Genomic DNA, 12313 nt, shown 5'->3' with positions numbered 1-12313 from the left:
CCACGACGACGACGGAGGCAGCGCGGTGCCGGAAGCCAGGACCCCCGCACAGATCGAGGCGGACATCGTCCGCCGCCGTGAGCAGCTCGCCGAGACGCTCGACGAGATCGGTGTGCGCATGCACCCGAAGACGATCATCGGGGACGCGAAGGCGCGGGTCGCCTCGACTGTCGACCAGACCGCCGGGCGGGCCTTCGCCACGGTGAACCGGATCGTGACGGATCTGCGGGACGGTCTGCGTCACGACGACGGGTCTCCGCGCGTCGACCGGATCGTGCCCGTCGCGCTGGTCGCGGTGAGCCTGGTCGGGCTGCTCGTGGTGTCGGCGCGCCGCAAGCGCGGATGACCCTGAGCGGTACGGGACGGGCGCGGGCAGGTAGGTTCGGGGCGTGAGCGAGAACACCACCCACGACAAGCTGCCCATTCGCATGCTGCACGACCGCGTGCTCGTGAAGTCCGATCTGCCGGAGGGCGAGCGGCGCTCGGGCGGCGGCATCCTGATTCCCGCGACGGCCGCGGTGGGCAAGCGGCTGGCCTGGGCCGAGGTGGTCGCGGTCGGGCAGAACGTCCGGACGGTCGAGCCCGGTGACCGGGTGCTGTACGACCCCGAGGACCGTGCCGAGGTCGAGGTGCGGGGCGCGACGTACGTGCTGATGCGCGAGCGGGACCTGCACGCCGTGGCCGCGGAGCGGCTGGAGGGGTCGGAGGACTCCACCGGGCTGTACCTCTGAGGCTGTGAGCAAGGGCTGGTGGCCCAGGTCACCGGCCCTTTTCGCTGCCCTTTGCTACGGTGGAGGAGAACCCGACGAGACGCGCCGTACCGGGTACGACAAGACGACGCACCCCGTATCGCTCGATGTCTCGGAGGTGCCGTCATGGCATGGGTTCTTCTTCTCGTCGCCGGTCTGCTTGAGGTCGGCTGGTCGATCGGCATGAAGTTCACCGACGGTTTCACCCGGCTGTGGCCCAGTGTGTTCACGGGTGCCGGGATCGTCGCGAGCATGGTGCTGTTGTCGTACGCCGCGAAGACCCTGCCCATCGGTACGGCGTACGGGGTGTGGGTGGGCATCGGTGCCGCCGGCGCGGCCGTGCTCGGTATGGCGGTGCTGGGTGAGCCCGTCACCGCCGCCCGGATCTTCTTCATCTGTCTGCTGCTGGTCGCCGTGGTGGGGCTGAAGGCGACCTCCGGTCACTGACCTGGCCGGAGGCCCGACCCGGTCACTCCAGGAACGCCGACGGCGGGCGCAGGCCGTCCGCCGGGCCTCCGTCGCTGCCTTGTGCGCTGCCTTGTGCGCTGCCTTGTGTGCCCTGGGTGGTGCCGCCCTGGTTGCCGCCCTGGGTGGTGCCGCCGTTGTCCTGGCCGCCGTTGTCCTGGCCTCCGTTCACCGGGCCGCCGTTGTCCTGGCCGCCCTGGTTCTGGCCTCCGTTGTTCTGTCCGCCCTGGTTGCGGCCGCCGGCCGGGTTCGACGGGGAGGGCCGGGCGGGGCGCTCGGGGGCGCTGGGCGAGGGTTCGCCGGGGGGCTCCTGCGGCGGGTTGGATTCCGGGCTGGGCGGTGGCGGGGGCTGTGCGCCGCCGGGCTGGAGTTCCAGGTCGAAGTCGACGGGGTCGGTGCCTTCCAGCGCGGTCTTGGTGTAGGCGGCCCAGATCCGGGCGGGGTAGCCGCCGCCGCCGATGCGGGCCTCGCCGAGGGCGCCGTAGAGGGATTCCAGGGTTCCGGTGTCCGGGTCCTGGCCCATCATCGAGATCACGGTGACCAGGTCCGGGGTGTAGGCGGCGAACCAGGCCGAGCGGTCGAGTTCGCCGGTGCCGGTCTTGCCCGCGGCCGGGTGGCCGGCGGCGAGGGCGGCCGTACCGGTGCCGTTGTCCACGACGCTGACCAGCATGGACGTGGTGGTGTCGGCGGCTTCGCGGCTGATGGCCTGGGTGGGGGTGCGCTGGGGGAGGCCGATGGTGTCGCCGCCCTTGGTGATCTTCTCCAGGAAGGTGTAGGGGGTGCGGCGGCCGTGGTCGGCGAGGGTGGCGTAGGCCTGGGTCATGTCCAGGACACTGGCCTGCAGGGTGCCGAGGGCCATGGCCGGGCCGGGTACGAAGTTGGGGGTGTTCTCGGGGATGCCGAGGTCGATGGCGGTCTTCTTGACCTTGGCGGTGCCGACGTCGACCGCCATCTGTGCGTACACGGCGTTGACGGAGAGGTCGGTCGCGGTGTTGACGGTGATGTTCCCGTAGGAGACCTGGCCCTCGTTCTCGGGGGCGAAGTGGATGCGGCCGCCGGCGACCGGGCGTTTGTTGTCGCCGCTGTAGATCGTGTTCGGGGTGATGCGGCGGCCGTCCTGGGTGCGGGAGCCGTTCTCGACGGCGGCGGCGAAGACGAAGGGCTTGAAGGCGGAGGCGACCTGGTAGTCGTGCCGGGTCGCGTTGTTCACGTACTGCCTGGTGTAGTCGATGCCGCCGTACATGGCGAGGACCTTGCCGGTGGCCGGGTCGATGGAGACGCCGCCGGCCCGGACCAGCCGGTCGGCCTTGCGCTTGTCGGGTTGGAGCTTGTTGACCATCTGGTCGTCGACGGCGTCGACGAGGGCGTTCTGGCGGCGTTTGTCGATGGTGGTGGTGATGCGGTAGCCGCCTTCGGCGAGGGTTTTGTCGTCGAGGATCTTGTTGTCGACGATGTAGTCCTTGATCGCTTCGACGAGGTAGCCGCGCTGGCCGGAGAGGCCGGCGGCGGCGCGGACCTTGCCCGGTTCGGGGAAGCGGGTCGCCGCGCGTTCGGCGGCGGGCAGCCAATTCTTCTTGACCATGCCGTCGAGTACGTAGTTCCAGCGGGCGAGGGCGCGGGGGCGGCTCTGGGGGTGGGCGACGACGTCGAAGGCGCTGGGGGAGTTGAGGAGGGTGGCGAGGTACGCGCCTTCGGCGGTGGTGAGTTTGCCTACGTCCTTGCCGTAGTAGGCCTGGGCGGCGGCCTGGATGCCGTAGGCGTTGCGGCCGAAGTAGCTGGTGTTCAGGTAGCCCTCAAGGATGTAGTTCTTCGACTTCTCACGACCGAGTTTGATCGCGATGAAGAACTCTTTGACCTTTCGTTTGATCGTCTGTTCCTGGCCCAAGTAGTAGTTCTTGACGTACTGCTGGGTGATGGTCGAACCGGACTGGGTGCCCTTGCCGGTCGCGGTGTTCCAGGCGGCGCGGAGCATCGCCTTGGGGTCGACCGCCCGTTCGGAGTAGAAGTCCCGGTCCTCGGCGGCCAGTACGGCCTCCTGCACGGTCCGGGGGATCTGCGACAGCGGCACGTTGACGCGGTTGACCTCGCCGTCGCGGGCGATCTGGGAGCCGTCGGAGTAGAGGTAGACGTTGGACTGCGCGGTGGCGGCGGCGTTGGCCGGCGGGATGTCGACCAGCAGGTAGCCGGCCACGAGGGCGCCGCCGATCAGCAGGGCGATGAGCAGGATGCCGCCCAGGATCATGCGCCAGGTGGGCAGGAAGCGGCGCCGGCCGGTTCTCCTGCCTCGGGCCTTCTTCCCCGGTCCGCCCTGGTGCGGCGCCTGCTCCGGCGGCGCCGGTTCTGCCCGCGGCTGCGGTACGTCGGGCGGGGTGTCGGGGTCGCGAGGGGTCCAGCCCGGGGGTGGTGACTGGTCGCTCATCTCCAGGACTCCTCGACGCCGTTCAAAATATCCACTTCTGTACCTCATGGTGTCTACCCGATGGCCGCTGATTCCGCTCCGGACGGGCATAAATCGGTCGCGTGGCTCGCCCCTCCGCACTAAGCTCGCGCGCTTTGGCCGACCTAGGAACGACGTGGGAAACGGAGGGATACGGTGCGCCGGAGAGTGCGTCGCGGAGTGTGTGACGGAGCGAGCGACGGAGTGCGTGACGGAGCGAGTGGCGGAGTGCGTCGCGGAGTGCGTCGGGCGGTGGGTCTCCACCTGGCGGTCGCGGCAGGCGGATTCAGGCGCTACGCCACCTACGGGACGGCGACCGCGGCCGGGGTGTTCACCAACACCGTGTTCGGGTTCATCGTCGCGTACACGTACATCGCGCTGTGGGACGAGCGGCCCGGACTCGGCGGCTACGACCAGTCGCAGGCGCTGACCTTCGTCTGGGTGAGCCAATCACTGCTGGCCGCCGCCGCCCTGATCGGCGGCGGCTTCCAGGAGGAGCTCCAGGAGCGGATCCGGACGGGCGACATCGCGGTCGACCTCTACCGGCCCGCCGACCTCCAGATGTGGTGGCTCGCGGCCGATCTGGGCCGGGCGGGCTTCCAGTTGCTGGGCCGCGGGGTGGTGCCGCTGGTGGCGGGGGCGCTGGCGTTCCCGCTGGCGCTGCCCGTCGATCCGCTGCGCTGGCTGCTGTTCCTGGTGTCCGTCCTGCTGGCGCTGGTGGTGAGCTTCGCGCTGCGCTACATGGTGGGGCTGGTGGCCTTCTGGCTGATGGACGGGGCGGGGATCAACATCATGGCCACCGTCGCCTCGGTCTTCTTCTCCGGGATGCTGCTGCCGCTGACCGTCTTCCCGGGCGGCTTCGGCGAGTTCGTCCGGACGCTGCCGTGGGCGGCGATGCTGCAGGTGCCGATGGACGTCCTGCTGGGCAAGCACGCGGGGGCCGGGGGAGCGGCCGAGGCGCTGGGCTTCCAGGCCGGGTGGGCGCTCGTACTGCTGGGAACGGGGCGGCTGTTGCAGTCGGCCGCGACGCGGAAGGTGGTGGTCCAGGGTGGCTGAGGCCGAGGCCGAGGCAGGGGTCGGGGCCGGGGCCGGGGCCGCGGTGGAGGCGGTACCGGCGCGGGCGTGGGCGCGGGATGGGGAGCGGGATGCCGCGGTGGGCGGGGCGTCGCGGCGCGGCCCGGTTCTGGAGGGGCTGCGCGGCTACCGGCTGATCGTGGGCATGTGGATCCGCTCCACGATGACGTACCGGATGTCCTTCGTCCTGACGACCGTCGGGCAGGCGGCGATCACCCTCCTGGACTTCGTCGCGATCGCCGTCATGTTCTCCCACGTGGACACCCTCGGCGGCTTCACGCTGCCCGAGATCGCCCTGCTGTACGGGTCCTGCTCGGCCTCCCTGGGCCTGGCGGACCTGCTCCTGGGGAACACCGACCGGATCGGCGCCCGGATCCGCGACGGTTCGCTCGACACGATGCTGGTGCGGCCGGTCCCGGTGCTCGCGCAGGTCGCGGCGGACCGGTTCGCGCTGCGCCGGCTGGGCCGGATCGGTCAGGGGCTCGGGGTGATGGGCTGGGCGGTCTGGACCCTGGACGTGGACTGGACGGCCGGGAAGGTGCTGCTGGTGCCCGTGATGGTGATCGCCGGTGCGGCCATCTTCGCGGCGGTGATGGTGACCGGGGCGGCCTTCCAGTTCGTGACCGGGGACGCGGCCGAGGTACAGAACTCCTTCACCTACGGCGGCTGCACGATGCTGCAGTACCCGCCGACGGTCTTCGCGAAGGACCTGCTGCGCGGGGTGACCTTCATCGTCCCGCTGGCCTTCGTCAACTGGCTGCCGGCGCTGCACGTGTTGGGGCGGCCCGATCCGCTGGGACTGCCCGGGTGGGTCGCGTACCTGAGCCCGCTGGTGGCCTTCGTGGTGTTCCTGCCCGCGTCGCTGGCGTGGCGCGCGGGAGTCCGTTCGTACCGAAGCACGGGGAGCTAGAGCTGTGGCGGATGCGCTGATCTCGTTGGACGGGGTCGAGAAGGTCTTTGACGTACGGCGCCGGGTGAGCCCGATGCGCCGGGAGAAACGCCAGGTCAGGGCGGTGGACGGGATCAGCTTCGAGGTCGCCCGGGGCGAGATGGTCGGCTACATCGGGCCCAACGGCGCCGGGAAGTCGACCACGATCAAGATGCTGACCGGCATCCTGACGCCGAGCGGCGGCCGGCTGCGGGTCGCGGGCATCGACCCGGCGCGGGAGCGGATGCGGCTCGCGCACCGGATCGGGGTGGTGTTCGGGCAGCGCACGACGCTGTGGTGGGACCTGCCGCTGAAGGACTCGTACGGGCTGATGCGGCGGCTGTACCGGGTGCCGCGGGCGCGGTTCGAGGAGAACCTGGAGCGGTGCGTGGAGCGGCTCGACCTGGCCGAGCTGCTGGACGTACCGGTACGGCAGTTGTCGCTCGGGCAGCGGATGCGCGGGGACATCGCGGCGGCGCTGCTGCACGATCCGGAGGTGCTGTACCTGGACGAGCCGACGATCGGGCTCGACGTGGTGAGCAAGGCGAAGGTACGGGGCTTCCTGCGGCAGCTGAACGAGGAACTGGGTACGACCGTGCTGCTCACCACGCACGATCTCCAGGACATCGAGCAGCTGTGCGAGCGGGTGATGGTGATCGACCACGGGCGGCTGATGTACGACGGGCCGCTGGGCGGGCTGCACGCGGCGGGGGCGGTGGGGGAGAGCGAGCGGACGCTGGTGGTGGACCTGGAGCGGGAGCTCGCGCCGATCAGCGTGGCGGGGGCACGGGTGGTGAAGGTGGAGGGTCCGCGGCAGTGGCTGGCGTTCCCGGCGGGGGCGTCGGCGGCGCCGCTGGTGGCGGCGGTGGCGGCGGACTACCCGCTGGTGGATCTGTCGGTGCGGGAGCCGGACATCGAGGATGTGATCGCGCGGATGTACGCGGGCCGCGGCTGACGTTTCCCCGCATCGCCTGAATCAGGGGAAAGCCGGGGACGATCCGGGGGCGATCTCAGGGGTTGAGTCGTACAACTCGCCGACAACCCTGCATAGTCTGGTCCGCATGAGTGACGAGCGGCCGGAGAAGCCGTTGCCGGAGCTGAGGGCGTCGGACGCCGACCGGGACCGGGTGGTGGAGCGTCTGCGGGACGCCGTCGCCGAGGGCCGGCTCGACATGGAGGAGTTCGAGGAGCGGCTCGACGCGGTGTACAAGTCGCGGACGTACGCGGAACTGGAACCGCTGACGCGGGACCTGCCGGCGCCGGCGGGCGGGCCGGTGGCGCGGCCGACGGCGGCCGCCGAGCCCTGGACGGGCCGGATCGGCGGGGCGGGCAGTTCGGCGACGGCCGTCGCGGTCATGTCGGGCTTCCAGCGCAAGGGCCGGTGGACGGTGCCGGCGCGGTTCGACGCGGTGGCGTTCTGGGGCGGCGGGGAGCTGGACCTGCGCGAGGCGGACTTCGCACAGCGCGAGGTGGTGATCAACTGCGTCGCGGTCATGGGCGGCATCCAGATCACGGTGCCGCCGGGGGTGGAACTGGACGTCCGGGGCTTCGGCTTCATGGGCGCGTTCGACCAGCGCGACAACCCGGGCCCGTCCGAGCCGGGCGCGCCGCGGGTGGTCGTGACGGGCTTCGCCTTCTGGGGCGGCGTGGAGATCAAGGTCAAACAACGCAAGCGCCCTCTGGGCGGCCCCTCCCTCCGCAAGGAGCTGTAACGCCACGCCGTGTCCTTGGGTCCTGGGCATCCCCGGCGGAAGGGCGGGGCGGCACGGAGGTCTTCCAAGGCCGCCCGCACCGTATTCCCTCACGGGAGCGAAATGGTGTAGCGGGGTAGGGAAGGCGAATCGTCGTCAGGGCGATTCGTCATCTGTTTCCGCGGCGGTGAGCGCGACCTCAAGCAAGTGCACGATCTCAGAGTTGAGGGACCGCCGGTCGGCCTCAGCCTGGGAAGTGAGGCGTTCGTGTACGTCGTCAGGAAGTCGAAGGGTAATACGAATCATGACACCATCATAGTGTCACCTAGGGTATGGTGATCACCGTGAAGCTCAGGTATCAGTTCCGCGTGTACCCGAGCCCTTCCCAACAACATGAGCTGGCGAAGGCGTTCGGGTGCGCCCGCGTCGTATGGAATGACGCGCTGCGTATCCGCCAGGATGCCTACAAGCAGGGCAAGCCGGTTCCGTCCATTACCGCATTGGCGAAATCGGTGCTCACCGAGGCCAAGGAGACACCTGAGCGTGCATGGCTCGGCGAGGTTTCGGCCGTAGTGCTCCAGTCGTCCCTGCGGGATCTCCAGGCGGCACACAGCAACTTCTTTTCATCGAAGAGGGGCGCCCGCAAGGGGCCGAAGATCGGACCGCCCCGTTTCAAGAAGAAGACCAGCCGCCAGGCGGTCAGGTTCACCAAGGCCGCCCGCTTCTCCATCACCACGGACGGCAGTCTTCGACTTCCGAAGATCGGGGACGTCTCCGTTCGTTGGTCCCGCGAACTTCCCTCCGACCCATCGTCGGTCACGATCATCAAGGACGCGGCCGGAAGGTTCTTCGCTTCCTTCGTCATCGAGGCTGACGATAATCCCCTGCCGGAGCTGGACATCGAGGAGACGGATACCGGTATCGATCTGGGCCTGTCCTCCTACGCTGTCCTCCGCGGCCGGAAAATCGCCTCCCCGAAGTTCTTCCGTCGGCAGGAGAAGAAACTCAAGCGCACTCAGCGCAAGCTCAGCAGGTGTTTGAAGGGTAGCAACAACCGCCGTAAGGCCAAGCTGGCCGTCGCCAAGGTTCATGCGCGTATCGCCGACCAGCGACGCGACTTCATTGAGCAGGAAACCACTCGAATAGTCCGTGAGAGCCAAGCGGTCTATGTGGAGGACCTGAACGTGAAAGGCATCGCTTGCTCTGGTCGGTTCGGCAAGTCCGTCCACGACCAGGCACTGGGAATGTTCACTCGGACGCTCGAAGCCAAATGCGCGAGGTACGGGCGAACCTTCGTCAGGGTCAACCGGTTCTTCCCGAGTACTCAACTCTGCTCGCACTGCGGCTCCCTGTCAGGACCGAAGGGGCGCGAAGGTCTACGGATACGCACCTGGACGTGCGACTGCGGAACTACCCACGATCGGGACCAGAACGCCGAGCACAACCTACGCTTTGAGGGACGGAGCATCGTGGCCGAGGGACGACCGGACACGTAAAACGCCTGCGGAGCCCGTGTAAGACCCGGCAAGCCGGGCTGTGGGTGATGAAACAGGAACCACCCGAAGGTCTCCGCTCACCAACGGCGGCCAGGCGGGAATCCCCCACATTCATGCGGGGGAGACGTCAAGCAGACAAAACCGGCGCCCCCGGGGAAGGTCAGGAGCACGTGGAGAACAACACCACAACAACCGGCAGCGCCTCACAGGCGGAGCCCCCCGCACCGCACCCCGTCACCCCCCGCACCGCGTTCGTCTTCAGCGCCGCCGACGAGGAGCGCCGCCGCGGGGTCCGCCGGATGAAGGCCACCGCGACCGGCCTGCTGATCCTGGTCGCGCTGGTCTACGTCCTCGCCGAGTACGCCCAGCACGCCTGGGGCGCGGGCGGCTGGGCCGCGTACGTCGCTGCCGCGGCGGAGGCCGGTATGGTCGGCGCGCTCGCGGACTGGTTCGCCGTGACCGCCCTCTTCCGGCGTCCGCTCGGCCTGCCTATCCCGCACACCGCGATCATCCCGACCAAGAAGGACCAGCTCGGCGTGTCCCTGGGCGAGTTCGTCGGGGAGAACTTCCTCTCCTCCGACGTGGTCCGGGCCCGGCTCCACGCCCTCGGCATCGGCGGCCGCCTCGGTTCCTGGCTTGCCGAGCCCGAACACGCCGACCGGGTCACGGCCGAGCTGGCCGCCGCCCTGCGCGGCGCGCTCACCGTGCTGCGCGACTCCGACGTGCAGGCCATCGTGGGCGAGGCCATCACCCGGCGCGCCGAGACCGCCGAGATCGCGCCGGGCATCGGCAAGACCCTGGAGCGGGTCGTCGAGGACGGCGGCCACCGCCGCGCCGTCGACCTCATCTGCGCCAAGGCCCACGACTGGCTGGTCACGCACGGGGCCTCGATCACGGACGCGGTCCAGGGCGGCGCCCCCGGCTGGACCCCGCGGTTCGTGGACCGCAAGGTCGGCGAGCGCGTCTACAAGGAGCTGCTCCGCTTCGTCACGGAGATGCGGGATATGCCCGAGCATCCGGCGCGCGGGGCGGTGGACCGTTTCCTGGCGGACTTCGCGGCCGACCTCCAGTCGGACACGGAGACCCGCGCGAAGGTGGAGCGGCTCAAGTCCGAGATTCTGGAGCGCGACGAGGTCCAGGACGTCATCGCCTCCGCGTGGTCGGCGATCCGGTCGATGATCATCTCGGCGGCGGAGGACGAGCAGAGCGAGCTGCGCCTGCGGGTCCGCGCCTCGCTGATCTCCTTCGGTGCGCGCCTGGCCACCGACGGCCGTCTCCAGGCGAAGGTGGAGGGCTGGATCGAGGGCGCGGTCGTCTACGTCGTCACCACCTACCGGACCGAGATCACCTCGTTGATCACGGACACGGTGGCGGGCTGGGACGCCGAGCACACCTCCCGCAAGATCGAGGCCCACATCGGCCGTGACCTGCAGTTCATTCGTATCAACGGAACGGTGGTCGGCGCCCTGGCGGGCCTGCTGATCTATACGGTGTCCCGCGCCTTCGGGGCGTAGGCCGGCGGGCTCAGACCGGCGGGGATCAGGCCGGCGGGGCCCAGACCGGCGGGGATCAGGCCGGCGGGGCCCAGACCGGCGGGGCTCAGGCCGGCGGGAGCGGCAGTTCCAGCTGGGCGTGCCCGCGGGTGGTGACCTCCGGGGGAGCGGGGCGGGCGGCGCCCAGGACCAGGAGCGCGCGCAGGGCGGCGATCACGTCCGCCGGTCTGTCGTGCAGGAGCCCGGGGGTCGTGCTGGCCACCAGGACACCCCGGGATTCCAGGCGCAGCCGCCGGTACAGGGTGGCCTGCCAGGCGTCGCGCGTGTAGTGGTACTCCGCGGAGTCGATCTCCAGCGCCACGCCCTCCTCGGGCCAGTACGCGTCCGGGCTGGCGAGGAAGGCCCCGTCCCGGCCGTGGAGGCGGGCGTTCCAGAGCGGGGCGGGGAGGCCGGCCGCCGCCAGGCCCGCGCGCAGTTCGGCGTGCAGGTCGTGCGGGTGGCACCAGCCGCCCTGGACGACGTTGGCCAGTACGGAGCGCACCAGGTCGGCATCGTCCGTACGGGCCGCGAAGTCGGCGGCGGCCCGGATCGGGCGGGCGCTGGGGACGCCGGAGATGTGGATGGTGGCGGGCCAGCGCGAGGTCGAGCAGGGCCGGACCCGGCCTGCGGCGGCCGGCGAGCGCGGGGCGCGGACGAGGACGTCCAGCGGTTCGGGCGGGGCGTCGCGGATGCCCAGGAGCGCGAGCGCGGCGCCGCCGGTGAGCGCGGCGGTGGACCCGGAGAGCGGATCGGCCGCGGGGTGGGCGGCGTACAGGACGGCGGACAGCGCCCGCTGCCTGGTGTCCGGCGGGCCGGTCTGCAGGAGGTACACCCGTGGCAGGAGCCGCTGCCAGGGTCCTCCGCGGCGGCTGCGGCCGCTGATGGTGGCGGCCGGGATCCCGGCCTGCTTGAGCTGGTGGCAGGTGGCCAGGTTCAGCTGGCGCCGGGCGGTACGGGCGATTGCGGTGATCATGCCCCGGGTATGCCCGGTGGGGCCTGCGCGATGCTCAGGCCGAGGGGTGGTTCGGGGCGAGGAAGACGACGACGCCGTTCTGCGTGCCGGGCAGGGGGGTGACCTCGTGCCAGCCGAGGCGCCGGTAGGTGGCGACGGTGTCGGTGGCCATCCGGGCGGTCAGCAGCCAGGCGCGCTCGTCGGGGGCGTCGGCGGTGATCTCGGCGAGGAGGATGCGCCCGGTGCCGTTCCCGCGCGCGTGCGGGCGTACGGCGAGCTCGTCGATCTCCAGGGCGCCGATGAGGAGTTCCCGTACGCGCTGCCGGCCGAGCTGCGCGGAGACCTGCCCGTAGCCGCGGTCGCGGGGGAAGGTCTTGGGGGTCAGCCAGCCGGTGGCGAAGCCGTCGATGCCCGCGGGCGACTGTGCGAAGGCGGTACGGAAACCGGCGCGGCGGCTGTCGGCCTGGAGCCGGAGGGAGAACTGGCGAATGGTTTCTTCGTCCTCGTTCCACGGTGGTGCGGAGAACACCTCGCTGTAGGCGTCGGCCAGTTCGTCCGACAGGTCCAGCACGGCCGGTCCATAACAGATCACGTTTACAGCTCCTTGGGCCGGCTTGGGCGGCTTCGGTCGTATCGCCCGTGTAGGAGAGTGAATCTACGCCGGGGAGGTTCCACGGAGGGCACCTGCGCGGATCCGGAGGGTGTGCGACAAATCCGACTTCCGTACGTGGCCCGGCCCGCCCGTATCGCCTTTCCCCGGCCCGGCGTTGAACCCGTGTGTCCAGCTCCCTCCTGCGCAAAGCCCTGGTCGGCCTCGCCGCGTGCGCGGTGGCGTTCTTCATCACCCTGGGCGTCATCGCCGTCCTGCCCCGCGCCGTCCAGGACACCGTCCCGCCCGGCGTCCTCGGCGGAGCCGTCGTGGTCCTGGGCGTGACGACCGCGCGCCGCTTCACGCGGCGCGCGCGTTAGCCTCGTGCGGAGACGTTCGA

14 protein-coding genes and 1 riboswitch are annotated in these 12313 nt (G+C 70.4%); of the genes, 10 read left to right on the top strand and 4 right to left on the bottom strand.

The window, feature by feature from the left end; all coding sequences use genetic code 11:
• Positions 1–25: 25 nt before the first annotated feature.
• From ACFY04_RS04720 to ACFY04_RS04710, 3 genes are all read left to right on the top strand, one after another.
• The gene (locus ACFY04_RS04720; RefSeq protein WP_389114286.1) at positions 26–346 is read left to right on the top strand and encodes a DUF3618 domain-containing protein; all 321 of its coding nucleotides are present in this window, start codon (positions 26–28) and stop codon (positions 344–346) included.
• Between the two features lie 43 nt (positions 347–389).
• Complete coding sequence (locus tag ACFY04_RS04715) at positions 390–731, top strand: co-chaperone GroES (RefSeq protein WP_030009035.1); 342 nt, start codon at positions 390–392, stop codon at positions 729–731.
• Positions 732–774: 43 nt separating this feature from the next.
• A riboswitch (guanidine-III (ykkC-III) riboswitch) is annotated at positions 775–844 on the top strand.
• 31 nt (positions 845–875) lie between these two features.
• A complete protein-coding gene (locus tag ACFY04_RS04710) occupies positions 876–1196 on the top strand; it encodes a multidrug efflux SMR transporter (RefSeq protein WP_030009036.1) in 321 nt (106 codons plus the stop codon).
• A 22-nt stretch (positions 1197–1218) separates the two neighbouring features.
• Here ACFY04_RS04710 and ACFY04_RS04705 read toward each other — a convergent pair whose 3' ends face one another.
• Complete coding sequence (locus ACFY04_RS04705; protein WP_389114198.1) at positions 1219–3633, bottom strand: transglycosylase domain-containing protein; 2415 nt, start codon at positions 3631–3633, stop codon at positions 1219–1221.
• Positions 3634–3903: 270 nt separating this feature from the next.
• Here ACFY04_RS04705 and ACFY04_RS04700 point away from each other — a divergent pair, with 270 nt between their 5' ends.
• The 4 genes from ACFY04_RS04700 to ACFY04_RS04685 all read left to right on the top strand — a co-directional run bounded on the left by ACFY04_RS04700 (position 3904) and on the right by ACFY04_RS04685 (position 7365).
• The gene (locus ACFY04_RS04700) at positions 3904–4707 is read left to right on the top strand and encodes an ABC transporter permease (RefSeq protein WP_389114197.1); all 804 of its coding nucleotides are present in this window, start codon (positions 3904–3906) and stop codon (positions 4705–4707) included.
• Complete coding sequence (locus ACFY04_RS04695) at positions 4700–5635, top strand: ABC transporter permease (protein WP_389114196.1); 936 nt, start codon at positions 4700–4702, stop codon at positions 5633–5635. The genes ACFY04_RS04700 and ACFY04_RS04695 overlap by 8 nt, the downstream gene beginning before the upstream one ends.
• A 4-nt stretch (positions 5636–5639) precedes the next feature.
• Complete coding sequence (locus ACFY04_RS04690; RefSeq protein WP_389114195.1) at positions 5640–6608, top strand: ATP-binding cassette domain-containing protein; 969 nt, start codon at positions 5640–5642, stop codon at positions 6606–6608.
• 106 nt (positions 6609–6714) lie between these two features.
• Complete coding sequence (locus ACFY04_RS04685) at positions 6715–7365, top strand: DUF1707 domain-containing protein (protein WP_389114194.1); 651 nt, start codon at positions 6715–6717, stop codon at positions 7363–7365.
• A gap of 135 nt (positions 7366–7500) precedes the next feature.
• Here ACFY04_RS04685 and ACFY04_RS04680 read toward each other — a convergent pair whose 3' ends face one another.
• On the bottom strand, positions 7501–7650 hold the full coding sequence (locus ACFY04_RS04680; RefSeq protein WP_389114193.1) for an Arc family DNA-binding protein: 150 nt from the start codon (positions 7648–7650) through the stop codon (positions 7501–7503).
• A 26-nt stretch (positions 7651–7676) separates the two neighbouring features.
• Here ACFY04_RS04680 and ACFY04_RS04675 point away from each other — a divergent pair, with 26 nt between their 5' ends.
• Both ACFY04_RS04675 and ACFY04_RS04670 read left to right on the top strand, forming a co-directional pair.
• Entirely contained in the window at positions 7677–8840 is a 1164-nt protein-coding gene (locus tag ACFY04_RS04675) for an RNA-guided endonuclease InsQ/TnpB family protein (RefSeq protein ID WP_389114192.1), read from the top strand.
• 113 nt (positions 8841–8953) lie between these two features.
• Positions 8954–10354 (top strand): DUF445 domain-containing protein, encoded by a 1401-nt coding sequence (locus tag ACFY04_RS04670; protein ID WP_389114191.1) that lies wholly within the window; start codon positions 8954–8956, stop codon positions 10352–10354.
• Positions 10355–10439: 85 nt separating this feature from the next.
• Here ACFY04_RS04670 and ACFY04_RS04665 read toward each other — a convergent pair whose 3' ends face one another.
• Positions 10440–11345: a hypothetical protein gene (locus ACFY04_RS04665; RefSeq protein WP_389114190.1), complete on the bottom strand. Its 906-nt coding sequence runs from the start codon at positions 11343–11345 to the stop codon at positions 10440–10442.
• A gap of 34 nt (positions 11346–11379) precedes the next feature.
• Positions 11380–11916 (bottom strand): GNAT family N-acetyltransferase, encoded by a 537-nt coding sequence (locus tag ACFY04_RS04660; RefSeq protein ID WP_389114189.1) that lies wholly within the window; start codon positions 11914–11916, stop codon positions 11380–11382.
• 185 nt (positions 11917–12101) lie between these two features.
• On the opposite strand from ACFY04_RS04660, the gene ACFY04_RS04655 reads away from it, so the two are divergent.
• Entirely contained in the window at positions 12102–12293 is a 192-nt protein-coding gene (locus tag ACFY04_RS04655; protein ID WP_314252731.1) for a hypothetical protein, read from the top strand.
• Positions 12294–12313 lie beyond the last annotated feature (20 nt).

Origin of the sequence: Streptomyces sp. NPDC001549, from assembly GCF_042894025.1 — a bacterium.
In the GTDB taxonomy this organism is placed as follows: domain Bacteria; phylum Actinomycetota; class Actinomycetes; order Streptomycetales; family Streptomycetaceae; genus Streptomyces; species Streptomyces kutzneri.
This window is presented reverse-complemented; position numbering and strand designations above follow the sequence as displayed.

Bases quoted from the DNA above. Each gene is read 5' to 3' on its own strand.
- ACFY04_RS04710 (WP_030009036.1), top strand. From the start codon at position 876: ATGGCATGGGTTCTTCTTCTCGTCGCCGGTCTGCTTGAGGTCGGCTGG.
- ACFY04_RS04705 (WP_389114198.1), bottom strand. From the start codon at position 3,633: ATGAGCGACCAGTCACCACCCCCGGGCTGGACCCCTCGCGACCCCGAC.
- ACFY04_RS04665 (WP_389114190.1), bottom strand. From the start codon at position 11,345: ATGATCACCGCAATCGCCCGTACCGCCCGGCGCCAGCTGAACCTGGCC.
- ACFY04_RS04670 (WP_389114191.1), top strand. From the start codon at position 8,954: ATGCGGGGGAGACGTCAAGCAGACAAAACCGGCGCCCCCGGGGAAGGT.
- ACFY04_RS04680 (WP_389114193.1), bottom strand. From the start codon at position 7,650: ATGATTCGTATTACCCTTCGACTTCCTGACGACGTACACGAACGCCTC.
- ACFY04_RS04675 (WP_389114192.1), top strand. From the start codon at position 7,677: ATGGTGATCACCGTGAAGCTCAGGTATCAGTTCCGCGTGTACCCGAGC.
- ACFY04_RS04685 (WP_389114194.1), top strand. From the start codon at position 6,715: ATGAGTGACGAGCGGCCGGAGAAGCCGTTGCCGGAGCTGAGGGCGTCG.